The organism is Pedobacter rhodius, from assembly GCF_027213645.1.
GTDB classification, from domain to species: domain Bacteria; phylum Bacteroidota; class Bacteroidia; order Sphingobacteriales; family Sphingobacteriaceae; genus Pedobacter; species Pedobacter rhodius.
Genome location: NZ_JAPWGL010000006.1, coordinates 48,644 through 66,040, shown reverse-complemented (window position 1 = coordinate 66,040; position 17,397 = coordinate 48,644). Strand labels below are relative to the sequence as shown.

14 protein-coding genes are annotated in these 17,397 nt (G+C 38.2%); 11 read left to right on the top strand and 3 right to left on the bottom strand.

Annotation, left to right across the window (positions count from 1 at the left end; translation table 11 throughout):
- The first annotated feature begins 106 nt into the window (after positions 1-106).
- The 9 genes from accB to ade all read left to right on the top strand — a co-directional run bounded on the left by accB (position 107) and on the right by ade (position 11,034).
- A complete protein-coding gene (gene accB / locus O0931_RS18530) occupies positions 107-583 on the top strand; it encodes an acetyl-CoA carboxylase biotin carboxyl carrier protein (RefSeq protein ID WP_269416979.1) in 477 nt (158 codons plus the stop codon).
- A gap of 108 nt (positions 584-691) precedes the next feature.
- The gene (accC, locus tag O0931_RS18525; RefSeq protein WP_269416978.1) at positions 692-2,032 is read left to right on the top strand and encodes an acetyl-CoA carboxylase biotin carboxylase subunit; all 1,341 of its coding nucleotides are present in this window, start codon (positions 692-694) and stop codon (positions 2,030-2,032) included.
- A 70-nt stretch (positions 2,033-2,102) separates the two neighbouring features.
- Positions 2,103-2,984, top strand: a complete 882-nt coding sequence (gene tatC, locus O0931_RS18520) for a twin-arginine translocase subunit TatC (protein WP_269416977.1) — start codon at positions 2,103-2,105, stop codon at positions 2,982-2,984.
- Positions 2,985-3,030: 46 nt separating this feature from the next.
- The gene (gene rpiB, locus O0931_RS18515; RefSeq protein ID WP_269416976.1) at positions 3,031-3,468 is read left to right on the top strand and encodes a ribose 5-phosphate isomerase B; all 438 of its coding nucleotides are present in this window, start codon (positions 3,031-3,033) and stop codon (positions 3,466-3,468) included.
- 27 nt (positions 3,469-3,495) lie between these two features.
- Entirely contained in the window at positions 3,496-5,130 is a 1,635-nt protein-coding gene (locus tag O0931_RS18510) for a M28 family peptidase (protein ID WP_269416975.1), read from the top strand.
- A gap of 86 nt (positions 5,131-5,216) precedes the next feature.
- Positions 5,217-5,429 (top strand): type II toxin-antitoxin system VapB family antitoxin, encoded by a 213-nt coding sequence (vapB, locus tag O0931_RS18505; RefSeq protein WP_269416974.1) that lies wholly within the window; start codon positions 5,217-5,219, stop codon positions 5,427-5,429.
- Between the two features lie 475 nt (positions 5,430-5,904).
- On the top strand, positions 5,905-7,293 hold the full coding sequence (locus tag O0931_RS18500; RefSeq protein WP_269416973.1) for a LutB/LldF family L-lactate oxidation iron-sulfur protein: 1,389 nt from the start codon (positions 5,905-5,907) through the stop codon (positions 7,291-7,293).
- Positions 7,294-7,326: 33 nt separating this feature from the next.
- The gene (locus tag O0931_RS18495) at positions 7,327-9,303 is read left to right on the top strand and encodes an alpha-ketoacid dehydrogenase subunit alpha/beta (protein WP_269416972.1); all 1,977 of its coding nucleotides are present in this window, start codon (positions 7,327-7,329) and stop codon (positions 9,301-9,303) included.
- A gap of 93 nt (positions 9,304-9,396) precedes the next feature.
- Positions 9,397-11,034, top strand: coding sequence for an adenine deaminase (gene ade / locus O0931_RS18490; protein WP_269416971.1), 1,638 nt, complete (start codon positions 9,397-9,399; stop codon positions 11,032-11,034).
- A 100-nt stretch (positions 11,035-11,134) separates the two neighbouring features.
- Here ade and O0931_RS18485 read toward each other — a convergent pair whose 3' ends face one another.
- The 3 genes from O0931_RS18485 to O0931_RS18475 form a co-directional block, all read right to left on the bottom strand.
- Positions 11,135-11,743 carry a SprT-like domain-containing protein gene (locus tag O0931_RS18485; protein ID WP_269416970.1) on the bottom strand — a complete coding sequence of 203 codons (609 nt, stop codon included), beginning with the start codon at positions 11,741-11,743 and terminating at the stop codon, positions 11,135-11,137.
- A gap of 115 nt (positions 11,744-11,858) precedes the next feature.
- Entirely contained in the window at positions 11,859-12,236 is a 378-nt protein-coding gene (locus tag O0931_RS18480; RefSeq protein ID WP_269416969.1) for a GxxExxY protein, read from the bottom strand.
- Between the two features lie 67 nt (positions 12,237-12,303).
- Positions 12,304-14,574, bottom strand: coding sequence for a helix-turn-helix domain-containing protein (locus O0931_RS18475; RefSeq protein WP_269416968.1), 2,271 nt, complete (start codon positions 14,572-14,574; stop codon positions 12,304-12,306).
- A 107-nt stretch (positions 14,575-14,681) separates the two neighbouring features.
- On the opposite strand from O0931_RS18475, the gene O0931_RS18470 reads away from it, so the two are divergent.
- Entirely contained in the window at positions 14,682-15,599 is a 918-nt protein-coding gene (locus O0931_RS18470; protein ID WP_269416967.1) for an MBL fold metallo-hydrolase, read from the top strand.
- 212 nt (positions 15,600-15,811) lie between these two features.
- Complete coding sequence (locus tag O0931_RS18465; protein WP_269416966.1) at positions 15,812-17,395, top strand: peptide chain release factor 3; 1,584 nt, start codon at positions 15,812-15,814, stop codon at positions 17,393-17,395.
- The last annotated feature ends 2 nt before the right edge of the window (positions 17,396-17,397 follow it).

Below are 17,397 nucleotides of genomic sequence, written 5' to 3'. Positions count from 1 at the left end.
TAAACTACAAAATATCCAAAAAACTAACCAACTAGAAAAATAAAACAAAAAAAGTATAACTTAGTTAATTCAATAAACACTATTTTTTACATAACAAGCTTAAAAAATGGATATCAAACAAATACAGGAACTGATTAAATTTGTTTCTCGTTCTGGTGTAAATGAAGTTGCAATCGAGCAGGAGAATTTTAAAATCACCATCAAAACAAACCAGACACCAACAGTTGTACATGCTACTGTACCGCAAGCGCCGCTTTTACAAGCAGCAGCACCGGTTGCAACAGCGCCTACAGCACCAGCTGCCTCAACGCCAGCTGTACCTGTTGCAGAAGATACATCTAAATACATTACCATCAAATCTCCAATGATTGGTACTTTTTATCGTTCATCAAGCCCTGATAAACCTATGTTTGTAAATGTTGGTGATGAAGTTGCAACAGGAAAAGTAATCTGTATTATCGAAGCGATGAAACTTTTCAATGAAATTGAAAGTGAAGTTTCTGGCCGTATCGTTAAGATTTTGGTCGACAATGCATCGCCAGTTGAATATGACCAACCGTTATTTTTAGTAGAACCTATTTAGAAATTGATTTCACAGATTTAAGATGATTCCATTGATTAAATTATTTTAGGATAATAATCCAAAATCGGTGTAATCCTTTTCATCGGTGTAATCATCAATTAAAAAATTATGTTTAAAAAAATACTAATTGCCAACAGGGGCGAAATCGCTTTGCGTATTATCCGTACCTGCAAGGAAATGGGCATCAAAACGGTTGCTGTTTACTCTACTGCAGATAGAGAGAGTTTACATGTACGTTTTGCTGATGAGGCGGTGTGTATTGGCCCTCCACCAAGTAAAGATTCTTATTTAAATATCCCTAATATTATATCAGCTGCAGAATTAACAAATGCTGATGCAATTCACCCGGGTTACGGATTCCTTTCTGAAAATGCAAAGTTTTCAAATATCTGCCGTGAGTACGGCATCAAGTTTATTGGTGCAACACCTGAGCAGATTAACGGCATGGGCGATAAGGCTTCGGCTAAAGAAACCATGAAAACTGCCGGTGTTCCAACAATCCCGGGTTCTGAAGGGTTGCTAACCAGCGTTAAAGAGGGTATAACAATTGCTAATGAAATGGGCTATCCGGTTATCCTTAAAGCTACCGCCGGGGGTGGTGGCCGTGGTATGCGTGTGGTTTGGAAAGATGAAGACTTTGAAAATGCGTGGGACAGTGCCCGCCAGGAATCTGGTGCCGCTTTTGGGAACGATGGCTTATATTTAGAAAAATATATTGAAGATCCCCGCCATATTGAAATCCAGGTGATCGGCGATCAGTTTGGTAAAGCCTGCCATTTATCAGAACGCGATTGCTCTATTCAACGTCGCCACCAGAAATTGGTTGAAGAATCTCCTTCCCCTTTTATGACCGAAGAACTTCGTTTGAGAATGGGTGAAGCTGCAATTAAAGGCGCAATGGCTGTAAACTATGAAGGAGCCGGTACCATCGAATTTTTGGTTGATAAACACCGTAACTTCTATTTTATGGAAATGAACACCCGTATCCAGGTAGAACATCCGGTTACGGAAGAAGTTATTGAGTTTGATTTAATCAAAGAACAGATTAAAGTTGCGGCGGGTATACCAATCTCGGGCAAAAATTATTTTCCAAGGTTACATGCAATAGAATGCCGCATCAATGCGGAAGATCCTGCAAATAATTTCCGCCCTTCGCCAGGTAAAATTACTAATTTCCACTCCCCGGGAGGACACGGCGTACGTGTAGATACACACGTTTATGCCGGTTACCAGATTCCGTCAAACTACGATTCGATGATTGCAAAACTGATTTGCGTGGCTCAAACCCGCGAAGAAGCAATTTGTACCATGGAACGTGCTTTAGGTGAATTTGTAATTGAAGGTGTTAAAACAACCATTCCTTTCCATTTACAATTGATGAAAGATCCGAACTTCAGAGCGGGGAATTTCACAACCAAGTTTATGGAAACATTCGAATTTTCAGAATAATATAAACTATTTCTATATTTAACACGTAAATACCATTCTATCCATTTAGAATGGTATTTTTGTTTTCAACATGAGCGACACTAGAAAATCACTACTTACAAAAGCTATCGGACAAAAGAGTACAACGTTAGAAGCAGAAATGTCTTTCTTTGACCATCTCGATGTACTTCGTAAACATTTAATCAGAGCCGTAATTGCAATTGGCGTTTTCACGGGAATTGCTTTTTATTTCAACGAAGAAATTCTGGATAAGATAATTTTCGGCCCCAAAAAACCTGATTTCTGGACTTACCGGATGATGTGTAAGCTCGTTGAGCATTTTCCATCACTCGGTAAGGATATGTGTATCACTAAAATTAACGGTGAAATTATCAATACAGAAATGGCCGGCCAATTTAACCTGCAATTGAATGTCTGTGTAATGTGCGGTATAATCCTTGGTTTTCCTTATTTGCTTTGGGAGATATGGCGTTTTGTTAAACCTGCATTACATGAAAAGGAAAGAAAATCAGCAAGCGGTTTCGTTTTTTTTGCTTCGGTACTTTTCATAATTGGTATCATATTCGGCTATTTCATAATCTGTGCTTTATCTATTAATTTCTTAACTGGCTATACGGTTAGTTCTGAAATCAAAAACACTTTCACAATAGATTCTTATGTTTCTTCAATCGCAACTTTAACATTAGGAACCGGAATTATCTTCGAACTCCCGATAATCATTTTTATATTATCAAAACTTGGCTTGATGACCCCGAAGTTGATGAGATCAAGCAGAAGATATGCAGCGGTAATTATCCTGATTATTGCGGCTATTGTTACGCCAACGCCGGATATATTAACAATGCTTACTGTTGCAGCACCTTTGTTTTTATTGTATGAGGCTAGTATTTTTGTTTCGGCCTATATTGAAAAAAAGAAGAAAAAAGCTGAAGCTGATTTCTATGCTAACTAACAAAAACATTACGAACAGATTTCATAATTCTCTATAAATTTGGCAGATGGCGAACACCAAAATAAAAATTGCAATTGGTTCAGATCATGCAGGTTTTGAATATAAGGAAGTACTTAAAGATTTTCTTTCTGATTACGAAATTGAAGATTTTGGAACACATAGCCTTGATTCAGTAGACTATCCTGATTTTGCGCATCCTGTTGCTTCAGCAGTAGAAGGCGGTGATTTTAAATATGGGATTTTGCTTTGCGGTTCGGCAAACGGCGTTGCGATAACTGCCAATAAACATCAGCACATCAGAGCAGGATTATGCTGGGAAAATGAAATTGCATCATTAGTCAGAAAGCACAATGATGCGAATGTTTTATGTATTCCGGCAAGGTTTGTATCTGAAGAACTTGCTAAAGAAATAACAACAACCTTTTTAAATACCGAATTTGAAGGTGGCAGGCACCAACACAGGGTAGAAAAAATATCCTGCTAATTTTAAGAAACTAACTTTTACTATATAATGAATAAAAAATTTCTAACTCTAGGCTTAGCTTCAGCACTTAGTATCAGCTGCTTCGCACAGGTTAAACCACTTGTACCAAATAAGGATGCAATGAAGTTTAGCAAAGCCATAAACCCGGCTGACGGACTTAAACATCTTTCAGTGTTAGCTTCCGACGAATATGAAGGTCGCGAAACAGGTACAAAAGGTGCCTGGATGGCAGCAGATTATATTCGCAACTATTTCAAGTCAATCGGGTTAAAAGGCCCTGTTAATGGCGAGTATTTTCAAAAAATCGATCTGGTTAACGTTACTTTAAAACAAAGCCAGGTAACGATAAACGGCCAGCCAAAGGAATATCAAAAAGACTATGTTGTTTCTCCAAGTTTAATCAGCAATAATGGTTTTACCTTTTCTACTGATCAAATCGTTTTTGTTGGTTATGCAATAAATAAAGGAAGTTATAACGATTTCGCCGGGACTGACATTAAAGGAAAAGTTGTTATGATGTTCAGTGCAGGAGATCCTACATTAAAACCGGGAACCAGAATCGACCGGGCAGCTTATCGTGCAATGCTTGAAGCAAGAGCAAAATATTTTGCGGAAAATCAGGTAAAGGCAATTATTCTTATCGATCCAATGGTGGATAGAATTACCGAAAACACAAAGAAAACTCAAAACAGCGGCAGGGTAATGATTAAAACCAATGCGGCTATTGAGGCTCAAAAACAAAATGATCTTCCACGTATTTCGATATCAACCGCTGTTGCTAACGAATTATTAAAAGCATCCAATACAACCGTTGCTGATCTTCAAAAGAAGATTGTTGATAGTCAGGCACCTGCTTCGCAGGTATTAAATGTTCCTTTTTCTGCAAGCGCAGCTAAAACAGAAACACCGGTTAGATGTGAAAACGTGTTGGGTTACCTGGAAGGTTCTGACCCTGTACTTAAAAAAGAAGTATTGGTGTTAACGGGTCACTATGACCATATTGGATTAGTTAATGACCCTAATGCAACAGACAAAGTTAACAACGGCGCAGATGATGATGGCTCCGGAACCACTGGTGTTTTATTAATGGCGAAAGCTTTTATGGATGCTAAAAAAGCGGGTAAAGGTCCGAAACGCAGTATTTTATTTATGACTGTAGTTGGTGAAGAAAAAGGACTTTGGGGTTCTGAATGGTATTCTGAACATCCGGTATTCCCTGTAGAAAACACAATTGCTGATTTAAATACTGATATGATTGGCCGTATTGGTGAAGAATATTTAGGCAAACCTGATTCAGCAAACTACATTTATTCAGTAGGTTCGAAAATGTTAAGCAGTGATTTAGCTAACTTACAGGATAGAGTTAATGCAACCTATACCAAAATGAAACTGGATTTTAAATATGATGATCCTAAAGACCCTGAGCAAATTTATTACCGTTCAGACCACTATAACTTTGCGAAATTGGGTATTCCGATTATTTTCTTCTACGATGGTATGTTGCAACAGGATTACCACAGACCTGGCGATGAAGTAAGCAAAATTAACTTCGAATTGTTGGCGAAACGAGCGCACTTAACCTATTACATTGCCTGGGAATTGGCTAATCAGGCTAAGCGACCGGTTGTTGATATGGATGGCAAAGGTAATCCAAAGAAATAATAAAGTAAAAATATTAGGCCCCGACCATTTAGTCGGGGCTTTTTTGTGGTTGATATACTTATATTATTTTGATAAAATTCAAAACGATGAGTCAAGCACATATTTTTGATAAAATAAAAATGTTGCCACCCAATTATCAGCAGGAAGTGGAAGATTTTATCGATTTTATTTCAGAAAAAAGCGCAAGAAATAAAGCCAAGCAAGGGAACAAAAGAACATTGGGTTTATTAAAAGGAAAAATGAAAGTTAGTAAAGATTTTGATGAACCTTTAACCGACTTTCAGAACTATATGCAGTGAAACAATATCTTTTAGATACACATACATTATTATGGATGCAAGACGACAATCGGATGTTATCCTCAACGGCACGCGAGGTAATCGAAGGTATAACTTACAGCCTGTATTTAAGTATTGCCAGCTTTTAGAAAATTTCAATTAAACAATCACTTGGAAAGCTGGAGCTGCAATATAACCTAACCGAACTTGAAGAATCTTGTTTGCAGGGTAACAGTTTATTTTGCCTATACAGGTAAGCGCATTAAATACACTTAAAATTTACCTTTCTTACATCGGGATCCTTTCGACAGGATTATCGTCTCAACGGCAATCGATATGGGTTTTAATCTCATAAGCAAGGATGCTAACTTAAGCAAATACGAGGTCAGCTTAATCTGGTAATTTTAATCAGTAAAATTTTCTTAAGACATCATCTTCACACTTAAATATTCAAATTTTCAGGGGCTAAGCGACCGATGTTTCCTATCTTTGAGATATGATGAAAACTGCCGAGGAATTTTTAGAGAAATCTGATGAGAAAGCGTTCGATTTACCGCATCGTAAAACCATAAATTACAACATTGGCAAATACAATACGGCAGTAGAACGGGGCTTATCAAAGTTCGAAAACCTGGAGGCATCGAAAAAGAAAGCGCATGTTGTAAAATGGCGTGTGATGGAAAATCTCGATAAGTTCTTGCCTGAGTTTGAGTCTAACTTTCAACGCAGGGGTGGAAAAGTTATATGGGCTAATGACGCCGAAGAAGCGCAGCAGGAAATCTTAAAAATTATTAAAAGAAATAACGGTAAGGCGGTTATCAAATCTAAATCGATGACCACCGAAGAGATTCACTTGAATGATTTTCTCGAAAGTAACCAAATCGAATCTTTAGAAAGTGATTTAGGCGAATACATTGTCCAATTGCTGGGGCAGGCCCCCTATCATATTGTTACACCTGCTATGCACTTAAGTGCAACTGATATTGCTCAGTTATTTCACGATAAATTTGGAACCCCGATTGATGCAACGCCGCCTCAACTGGTTCAAAAAGCCAGGGAATTACTTCGCGATAAATATTTAAACGCTGATATCGGTATCAGTGGCGGGAACTTCTTGATTGCTGATACAGGAAGTATTGCCATCACAGAAAATGAGGGAAATGCCCGCTTAAGCACCACATTTCCAAAAATACATATTGCTATTGTGGGCATCGAAAAGGTAATTCCATCAATGGCTGACTTAGATTTATTCTGGCCTTTGCTTGCCTCGCATGGTACCGGACAAAATTTAACGGTTTACAACACCATTTTAAGCGGCCCTCGCCAACCAAATGAAACCGATGGCCCGGAGGAAATGTATGTCATCCTTTTAGATAACGGACGAACAAATTTACTGGCGCAAAAAGATCAGCGACAAGGCTTGTACTGCATTCGTTGCGGCGCCTGCTTAAATGCCTGCCCGGTTTATAAAAATATTGGTGGCCATACTTACAATACCACTTACAGCGGGCCAATTGGTTCGGTAATTACACCGCATTTAAAGGGTATGGAAGAATTTAAGCATTTAAGTTACGCATCCAGCCTTTGCGGAAAATGTTCGGAAGTTTGTCCGGTTAAAATCGACATCCATAAAATGTTATTGCTAAATCGCAGAGATGCCGCAGCGACACATGAGAACGGTAAAGTTGAGGAACTTGGCTGGGGCATGTTTAACCGAATGATGCAAAAACGTAAGTGGATGGACTTCTTCGGTGGAAAATTCAAGAACTTTATGCTGAATACTTTCTTCAAAAAAAGTTGGGGTAAATATCGCGAGATGCCAAAAGTTGCCGTTAAATCTTTCGCAAAGCAATGGGAAGAATTGAAGAAGAATAAGGAAGATTAGCTGAATTGAACCTAAGAAAATCTGAGAACTAAAATGCATTTCAACCGCCGCGATAAAGACGACCAATTCTTACTGAATTTATACAAGAGATTGCTTTATCCTCGAATGGTTGAGGAGAAAATGTTAAAACTTCTTCGTCAGGGAAGAATTGGGAAATGGTTCTCTGGTATCGGGCAGGAAGCTATTGCGGTAGGCTCTACCTTAGCCATGCAAAGCGATGAATATATTTTGCCCATGCACCGTAACCTAGGGGTTTTTACCTCGCGAGATATTCCTTTAAAAAAATTAATGGCGCAATGGCAAGGCAAGTTTTCCGGATTTACCAAAGGCCGCGATCGTTCCTTCCATTTCGGTACGCAAGACTTTAAAATCATTGGGATGATTTCCCACCTCGGTCCGCAAATGGCGCTAGCCGATGGCATTGCATTGGCCGATGTTTTAGCCCAAAAACAAAAAGCAACACTCGTTTACACCGGCGAGGGCGCAACAAGCGAGGGCGACTTCCACGAAGCTGTTAATGTTGCGGCGGTATGGAATCTGCCTGTTATTTTTCTTATCGAAAATAACGGCTACGGCTTATCAACGCCAAAATCAGAACAGTTTAGATGCAAGCACTTAGTAGACAAAGCGATTGGTTACGGAATTGAAGGCGTTCAAATCGACGGTAATAATATTCTGGAAGTTTATGATACCATTAATCAATTGGCAAACGAAATCAGAAAAGACCCGCGTCCTATTTTGTTGGAGTGCTTAACATTCCGGATGCGTGGGCATGAAGAAGCATCGGGCACCAAATATGTTCCGCAGGAATTGTTTGATGAATGGGAAAAGAAAGACCCTTTAAGCAATTACGAATCTTATCTGATTGAACAAGGCATTTTAACTACTGATGTTATTACTGATATTAAAATTCAAATTAAAAGGGATATTGAATTCGAAGTTGAGACCGCATTTGATGAACCTGAACCAGAGGCGAATGCTTTTCGGGAAGAAGCAGATATGTATTTTCCGTATGCGCAGAAAGTAATTGAACCAAGCCAATCATCAACAGAAAAAAGATATTTAGATGCGATAACCGATGGTTTAGATTTAGCCATGCAGAAATATCCGAACCTGGTTTTAATGGGACAGGATATTGCCGATTATGGCGGTGCATTCAAAATTACGGATGGATTTACAGCCAAATACGGCAAAGGCAGGGTTAGGAACACGCCTATTTGCGAGTCGGCAATAGTTGGTGCAGGTTTGGGATTATCTATAAACGGTTACAAAGCCGTTGTAGAAATGCAGTTTGCCGATTTTGTAACGGTTGGCTTCAACCAGATTGTAAATAATTTAGCTAAAACACATTATCGCTGGGGCGAAAAAGCAGATGTTGTTGTTCGGATGCCTACAGGTGCCGGTACTGGTGCAGGTCCATTTCATTCACAAAGCAACGAAGCCTGGTTTACCAAAACGCCGGGACTGAAGGTTGTCTATCCGGCTTTTCCGGAAGATGCCAAAGGTTTATTGTTGGCCGCAATTGAAGATCCAAATCCGGTGCTCTATTTCGAACACAAATATTTATATAGAAGTTTAACCACAGCTGTTCCGGATGGCTATTACACCACAGAAATTGGAAAAGCAGTTACACTAAAAACAGGAAGTAAATTCGCCATCATCACTTATGGTTTAGGCGTTCATTGGGCTTTGGATTACCTGAATAACAATCCCGAAAGTGAGGCTACACTAATCGATTTAAGAACATTACAGCCCTGGGATAAGGAAACCGTTAGAACAGCAGTAAAAGCCACAGGCAGGATTTTAATTTTGCATGAAGATACACTAACCAATGGCTTTGGTGCTGAAATTTCGGCCTGGATTGGTGAAAATTGTTTTCAATATTTAGATGCGCCTGTATTGCGTTGCGCCAGTTTAGATACGGCAATCCCAATGAATAAAGCTTTAGAAGATGAGTTTTTGGCGAAGGCAAGATTGGCAGAAACGATAGAAAAATTATTGAAATATTAGGCGAGGTTAATTGTTGAAATTGTCTGAATCGGTTAATTGTTTAGCACGATTTCGCAATTAATCGGTTAACCAATTTAACAGTTAAACAACAACATGAGCAATTTTAAAATCCAAGGTAATATAGCGGATATCACAAAGCGAAATATTTTCTTTGGAGAAGTTGAAGTAGAAAGTGGAAAAATTAAATCCATCAATAAAATTTCTGAAGCTAAAAATGGAGCTCATTTTATCCTTCCGGGATTTATAGATAGCCATGTTCATATAGAAAGCAGCATGCTTATTCCAAGTGAATTTGCAAGATTAGCGGTAGTTCATGGAACGGTTTCTACCATTAGCGACCCGCACGAAATTGCTAATGTTTGCGGCATGGATGGTGTCGAATTTATGATAGAGAATGGAAAAACTGTTCCTTTTAAGTTCAACTTCGGCGCACCAAGCTGTGTTCCGGCCACCATTTTTGAAACAGCAGGCGCCGAATTAAACCACGATGATGTTAAGTCGCTTTTAGAACGTCCGGAAATAAAATACCTGAGTGAAATGATGAATTTCCCTGGCGTACTTTATAAAGATGAAGAGGTTTTAAAAAAGATTGCCGCAGCACATGAATTGGGAAAACCAGTTGATGGTCATGCGCCGGGTCTGCGTGGCGATGCTGTTCAGCGATACATTAATGCAGGGATTTCTACCGACCATGAATGTTTTACTGCTGAAGAAGCTTTAGATAAATTACAGCGAGGGATGAAAATCCTCATCCGCGAAGGAAGCGCTGCTAAAAATTTCGAGGCATTGATTGATTTGCTAAACGACTGGCCGGAAAGGATGATGTTTTGCAGTGACGACAAACATCCTGATGGCCTGGTCGAGAGTCATATAAATGCACTTTGTGCCAGAGCTGTTGCAAAGGGAATCGATGTTTTTAATGTGCTTCAGGCAGCCTGCATCAATCCGATTCTTCATTATAAATTAGATGTTGGTCAGTTGCAAACTGGCGATTTTGCTGATTTTATTGTAGCTGAAGATTTAATAAGTTTCAAAATTAAGCAAACCTATATCGATGGCGTTTTACTGGCAGAGAACGGCCAAACCGTTGGCGATTGGGTTAAGCATTTAGAAGACAGGGAATCGGTTAATCATTTCGATTGCAGCTTTAAAAAGGAAAAAGATTTTGTGTATGCTTTTGCCGGACAGTCAGAAATTCCAGTTATCGAGGCGTTAGACGGTCAGTTAATTACCAACAGACTTTCCGCAAAACCTGAAGTTTCAAACGGAAATATCATTAGTGATTTAGAAAACGATGTTCTGAAAATGGTCGTTGTAAATCGTTATCACGATGCGCCAATTGCAGTTTCTTTCGTTAAAAATTTCGGCTTAAAACAGGGCGCCATTGCATCCAGTGTGGCGCATGATAGTCACAACATTATTGCGGTTGGCGTTGATGACAAAAGTATTTGCGATGCAGTTAATTTGGTTATTAAAGAAACCGGTGGCGTAGTTGCTTTGGGCAATGGGAAAGAAGAAATTCTGGCTTTGCCTGTGGCCGGTTTAATGAGTAATGAAAACGGATATAAAGTTGCCGAAAGCTATACTTCCATTGATAAATTTGCAAAAGAACTGGGTTCTACCTTGGTTGCTCCTTTTATGACGCTTTCCTTTATGGCCTTATTGGTTATTCCACATTTAAAGCTAAGCGACAAAGGTTTATTTAATGGCGATACGTTTGAGTTTGTTTAACAAAATTGCGTCATTGCGAGGCACGAAGCAATTTTATGCTTTGGGTGTTATAGCGAACGTTGTAGGATTGTTTCGTTCCTCGCAATGACGACCGTTTTAGCTACTCCACCACAAAAACCTCTGCCAAAGGATTAAAAAGATAAATCCTTTTATCATCTAAACAAACACAACGATAACGTTTTCTAATGCGTTCGCCTTTGTTAAATCGGCGTCCATCTTTTATTTTGAAAATGGTGTTTATTGGCAGTTGTTCCAGGTGCAAAGTTTCTACTTTATGAGAATCGTACTTTTTTAACGCTCTGGATAAATGTAAATCAGAACAGCTCGATGCTGCAGGATTTGACATGTAATTATCAATTGCCTTATGAATATCGGCAGGAAAAATATTCATATCGAAAAATGGAACCATCATCCTTTGGAAGTTTTTTTTCCACTCCGAACCATGCGGTTTTACTTTGTTTTTGAAATCGTTCCAGGTTAAAAGATGCGCAAATTCATGAACGGTTGTAACCAGAAAAGCGTAATTATTTAAATTAAAATTCACTGAAATCCGATGTCCTTTATCGCGGTATGGATGGCGGTAATCGCCAAGTTTTGTAGAACGGGTTTTAGCGATTTTAAACTCGCACTGAAAATAATCTATCCACTTTGCAATAAGCGGCGCTGCCTCGGCAGGCATATATTGCGCTAGTAAATCAACTTTATTCATTTAACCGCAAAGTTCGCAAAGTTTTTCCGCAAAGAAACAAAGAAAATTAAAAGCTAATGGCTTAAAAAATTTAACCATACAATTCCCAAAGTTTTTTGTAAATGAATAAAAAAATTTATAGGCCATTAGCGACCCGTTTTAGTCCATCCTTTAACAAGCTAACATTGAAATTCATTAATAAACCTAATTTATAATTTCCTAATTTCATATAAGTTAAAGTCTGAGCTAAATGAACATCATTTAAAACTTCAACGCTCTTTAACTCCAACACCAATTTTTGCTCTACCAAAATATCAATTCTATAACCGCATTCTAACTTAACTTCTTCAAAAATTAAAGGCATAATTTTTTCCTTTTCAACAAATAATCCAACTTTAGCGATTTTATAAAACAAACATTCTTTGTAAGCACTTTCCAACAAACCAGGGCCCAACGCATTATGAACTTCGATAGCTAATCCGATTACAATTCTTGATAATTCATTTTCATTCATAGTTTGAAATTTCACTCTGCGTTCTTTGCGTATTTTTCTTTGCTTTCTTTGCGGTTAATCTTAATTGCTATTCCTCCGATGGAAACAACGATGCCAGCACCATTTTAATCTCCCCAAATGAATAATCCTTACCTAGAAACTCCCGAATCGTAGCCATCGACTTAGTTTTCTGGCTTTCAACTGCATCACTAATATTTCTAATTTTATTAGGCTTTACCAATTTCGAAACATCAATTTGCTGCGTTGAAACATAATAAGCCAAATGCCCTTCAATGGTGCCAACAGAAAAACCACGTTCTTTTGCTATCTCTTCTAAAGATTTTCCTTGATTATAAAGGTCGAAACTCACCGATTTTGTATCTATTTTCGGTTCTTTCTTTTTCTTCTCTGCGGCTGATCTAACTTTTACAGCCATACCTTTTAAATTGATTGCTTTTTGCAATTGTGCTTCCCTCGCAGCTGTATTTAAAAGTTTATCTGTATCCGCTTTACTAAATTCCTTACCATCAATAATTGCCTGCAGTAAGGCTTTACTTTTAATTATTTTCTTTAACTGTTCATAAATCACGATTTCCAGTTCAAGCAATTCGGTTAAATAAGTTTTAATCTGCTTCTCTTCCTTTATAACTTCAACGTGTTGCAAAAATTTATCAGAAACTTCTTTTATCAGCGGACTAAAATATTTCACGGCTGCCTCTACCCTTTTTGAAACATTAAATAAGGTATGTTCGGTTTGCTGTGCAAAAAGGTTTTTCAGTTGATTCACAAATGTATCTGCCGTCGCCGTAATTTTCTGAAAATCTTTATACAGGTCCATTGTCCACCCATCGTAACGCTGCTTGGTTGATTTTGCCTCACTCTTATCGAAAGTTTCGACGTGCTCTTTCATGTAGTACCGAACGAGATTCAAATCAAAAGCCGACAATAAATAAGTTCTGATGAAATCGTAACTCTCTACGCTGATTTGCTGGGTTAAAACATCTGCAGCTTGTTTTGTGCTAGAGAAATAATGGATGTTTTGATCTTGCTGCAAACCGCTTTCGCGCAGGTGCGAGGTTAAAACCAAACCTTTTAAAGATCGCAAACGCGATAGTGCGACATAGGCTTGTCCAGGCGCAAAGGCATCGCCAATATCAATAATCGCTTTATCGAAAGTTAAACCCTGACTTTTATGAACAGTGATTGCCCAAGCCAATTTTATCGGATATTGAACAAACGAGCCTGCAACATTTTCTGCAATCTCGTTAGTTGCCTCATTCAATTTATATTTTACGTTTTCCCAGGTATAAGGCGCAACTTCAATTACTGTTTTTTCTTCAGGAAGTTCTATTTCAATAACATCTTTTTCAATATGATGAACAATACCGATTTTACCGTTATAATAACGCTTTTCGGAGGTCATATCATTTTTAATAAACATGACCTGCGCACCAACTTTTAGCTCCAGACTTTTTTCATTCGGATAGGCATACTCATTAAACTCGCCGGTAATTTTTGCATCAAAAAAGTAAGACTTCGTTTTCAATTGTGTTAACCTTTCCCGATTGATCGCATCAGCTTTATTATTGTGCGTTGTTAAAGTAATGTAATTCTCATCAGCCGAGGGCTTGAAATCTTGCTTAAAATGTTGTCTGAGCAAAGCAGTATCTTCAAGTGTGATTTGATTGTTTCTTAAATTATTAAGCAGGCCAATAAATACGGCATCATCCTGCCGATAAATTTTATCCAATTCGATGTACACCGGCGGATTATTCTGCAAAGCCAGGGCATCGAAAAAATAAATACTTTTATAAAAACCAGCCATCACCCGCCATTCATCGTTTTTGACAACGGGCGGTAACTGGTGCAAGTCGCCGATAAATAACAATTGTACACCGCCAAAAGGTATGTTTCGATTTCTGCGTATGTAACGTAAAGCAAAATCAATTGCATCCAGCATATCAGCACGGAGCATACTTACCTCATCAATTACCAACAATTCCAACTCTTGTAACATCCTCCGTTTATTGCCCTGCATATTCATATGCTTTACAATTGTACGTGGTGTATTGAAGTTGAAAGTGATGTTCTGATTGTTGAGGTTTCCTGCCGCATCAGGAAAGAAAGCACCAAATGGCAACTGAAACAGCGAATGGATGGTTACACCTGAGGCATTTATGGCTGCAATACCTGTTGGCGCACAAATCACTGCTTTTTTATGCGTTAACTTTATCAGTTTATGTAAAAAAGTAGTCTTTCCTGTTCCTGCTTTTCCCGTTAAAAAAACATGCTTCGACGTGTAATTAATAAACTTAGCAGCTATTTCTGCTGCTACAGAAGTTTCTTCCAACTTTGGCATTAGTAATAAAATTTTTGATTAAGTAAATGGCGGGATGACTAAAATTAGCCAATTTTTAACAAAAAAACGTATTAATTTCTAAATTCGTAAGCATTTAGTTTTAATATATGTTTTTAAAATATAAACTGTCATTCATTGCACTACTCGTATTTTATTTTTCAGGCTTTGCCCAAACGACTAACCGGCCTTATGTGCTGGTTTTGGGTGTAGCTCAGGATGGCGGTTATCCGCACATGGGCTGTACTAACATATGCTGCATTTCAGCGTGGAAAAATCCGGCCTTACAAAAAACCGTTGCTTCACTCGCGCTGGTTAATCCCATTACAAAAAAATGGTATTTATTTGATGCAAGTCCCGACATAAAAAAACAGTTAAACGATTTTGGTAAACAAACAAAAAACGCATTTCCTTATTTACCGGAAGGTATTTTTATTACACATGCTCATATTGGCCATTATACCGGGTTAATGGAATTTGGCCGGGAAGTGATGAATACTAAAAAACTTAATGTTTATGTACTGCCAAAGCTTAAATCTTTTCTAGAAGAAAACGGACCGTGGAGCCAATTGGTGAAATTGCAAAATATTAATATTACTGCACTTCAAGCTGATAAACCTTTTGAAACAGACGAAATTAAAATTATCGCTTTTACCGTTCCGCATCGCGACGAATATTCTGAAACAGCAGGTTTTGAAATTTTTACCAATGCAAAAAAATACCTCTTTATTCCTGATATTGATAAATGGAATCGCAATATCATTGAAATGGTTAAAAAAGTTGATTTTGCCTTTTTAGATGCTACTTTTTACTCAACAGGAGAACTTGGCAACAGGCCGATAAGTGAAGTTCCGCATCCATTGGTAACTGAAACAATTAAATTATTCGAAAATGAACCTGCAGGTAATAAATCGAAAATTCAATTTATCCATTTAAACCATACCAATAAGTTACTATGGGATAAGAAAGCACAAAAATCTTTTTTATCAACCGGTTTTCACCTGGCAAAACAAGGCGGAATATATTAGCTGCATTAACACCTTTATAGCCAGGTTACCACAAAATTATCACCGCATAAAAACTCTGATTTATAGATCGGCAATCGGTTTTCCATTAAGCGGTTCAAACAGTTAAGCAATTTTCTTATCTTTGCAGCCTGATGAAACAAAAATATTCAAATCTTATCGCAGTTAAATTTCTTTAACCAGGTTTCATCGCCCTTTATTTACCCAGATTTATTATGCTTAACCCCGAAATAGAAAAACGTAAAACCTTTGCCATTATTAGTCACCCCGATGCGGGCAAGACCACTTTGACAGAAAAATTCCTGCTTTTTGGAGGCGCCATAAATACGGCTGGTGCAGTGAAACGTAACAAAGCGAACCAAAGCAATACTTCCGATTTTATGGAAATCGAGAAACAACGTGGTATCTCAGTTGCAACTTCGGTAATGGGTTTTGAATACAGCGGCAAGCGAATTAATATTCTGGATACGCCTGGTCACAAGGATTTCGCCGAAGATACTTACCGAACTTTATCAGCTGTAGATAGCGTAATTTTGGTGGTCGACTGTGTGAAAGGTGTAGAGGAACAAACTGAAAAACTGATGTCGGTTTGCCGCATGCGTAATACACCCGTGATTATTTTTGTCAATAAGATGGACCGTGAAGGTAAAGAGGCATATGATTTATTGGATGAGATTGAGGAAAAGCTGAACATCAGTTTATGTCCGCTTTCCTGGCCTATCGGACAAGGTCATACTTTTAAAGGCGTTTATAGCATTTATAACAAACACTTGAATCTGTTCAATTCTGATAAAACCAAAGTTACTGATTCAGTTGTTGCTGCAAATGATTTGAATGACCCATCGCTTTTGAATTATTTAAAGGAAAATGAAATCAACACCTTAAAAGACGATGTTGAACTGGTGGATGGCATTTATGGCAAAATAGATAAAGATTTATATACCGATGGCTTAGTGGCACCCGTGTTTTTTGGTAGTGCGATTAATAATTTCGGTATTAAAGAACTTTTGGATACGTTTATTGATATCGCACCTAGTCCGCGACATAGAGAAGCTGAAGAGCGTGATGTTCTGGTTGAAGAGAAAAATTTCAGTGGATTCGTATTTAAAATCCACGCCAACTTAGACCCTAAACACCGTGATAGAATTGCTTTCCTGCGAATCTGTTCAGGTAAATTTGAGCGTAATAAATTTTACTACCATACCCGTCAGGATAAAAAACTGAAATTCTCGAACCCGATGGATTTTATGGCTAATGAAAAAAGCATTGTTGAAGAGGCCTGGCCAGGTGACGTTGTTGGCTTATATGATAGTGGTAACTTCAAAATTGGCGATACGTTAACCGAAGGCGAAAAATTGCAATTCAAAGGTATCCCAAGTTTTTCTCCATCTATTTTTAAAGAGGTAGAAAACATGGACCCAATGCGTACCAAACAACTGGAAAAAGGCATAGAGCAATTAACCGATGAGGGCGTAGCACAATTGTTTGTAATGCAACCCGGAAACAGGAAAGTAATCGGTGCCGTTGGTGAACTCCAGTTCGAGGTAATCAATTTCAGGTTAGAACATGAATATGGCGCTAAATGTCGTTTCCGTACATTGAGTTACACCCGTTCGAGTTGGGTAACTTCTACAGATAGAAAAAAACTGGATGAATTTGTAAAGCGTAAGCAACAACACATCGGTTTTGATAAAGAGGCTAATCCTGTTTACTTATCTGACAGTGAATACATGATTAACTTAACAAAACAGGATTATCCGGATATTGATTTCCATAAAACGAGCGAGTTTAAGAGTTAGTA

Excerpts from the sequence above, each read along its gene's own strand:
- accB (WP_269416979.1), top strand. The coding sequence starts at position 107 with ATGGATATCAAACAAATACAGGAACTGATTAAATTTGTTTCTCGTTCT.
- accC (WP_269416978.1), top strand. The coding sequence starts at position 692 with ATGTTTAAAAAAATACTAATTGCCAACAGGGGCGAAATCGCTTTGCGT.
- tatC (WP_269416977.1), top strand. The coding sequence starts at position 2,103 with ATGAGCGACACTAGAAAATCACTACTTACAAAAGCTATCGGACAAAAG.
- rpiB (WP_269416976.1), top strand. The coding sequence starts at position 3,031 with ATGGCGAACACCAAAATAAAAATTGCAATTGGTTCAGATCATGCAGGT.
- O0931_RS18510 (WP_269416975.1), top strand. The coding sequence starts at position 3,496 with ATGAATAAAAAATTTCTAACTCTAGGCTTAGCTTCAGCACTTAGTATC.
- vapB (WP_269416974.1), top strand. The coding sequence starts at position 5,217 with ATGAGTCAAGCACATATTTTTGATAAAATAAAAATGTTGCCACCCAAT.
- O0931_RS18500 (WP_269416973.1), top strand. The coding sequence starts at position 5,905 with ATGATGAAAACTGCCGAGGAATTTTTAGAGAAATCTGATGAGAAAGCG.
- O0931_RS18495 (WP_269416972.1), top strand. The coding sequence starts at position 7,327 with ATGCATTTCAACCGCCGCGATAAAGACGACCAATTCTTACTGAATTTA.
- ade (WP_269416971.1), top strand. The coding sequence starts at position 9,397 with ATGAGCAATTTTAAAATCCAAGGTAATATAGCGGATATCACAAAGCGA.
- O0931_RS18485 (WP_269416970.1), bottom strand. The coding sequence starts at position 11,743 with ATGAATAAAGTTGATTTACTAGCGCAATATATGCCTGCCGAGGCAGCG.
- O0931_RS18480 (WP_269416969.1), bottom strand. The coding sequence starts at position 12,236 with ATGAATGAAAATGAATTATCAAGAATTGTAATCGGATTAGCTATCGAA.
- O0931_RS18475 (WP_269416968.1), bottom strand. The coding sequence starts at position 14,574 with ATGCCAAAGTTGGAAGAAACTTCTGTAGCAGCAGAAATAGCTGCTAAG.
- O0931_RS18470 (WP_269416967.1), top strand. The coding sequence starts at position 14,682 with ATGTTTTTAAAATATAAACTGTCATTCATTGCACTACTCGTATTTTAT.
- O0931_RS18465 (WP_269416966.1), top strand. The coding sequence starts at position 15,812 with ATGCTTAACCCCGAAATAGAAAAACGTAAAACCTTTGCCATTATTAGT.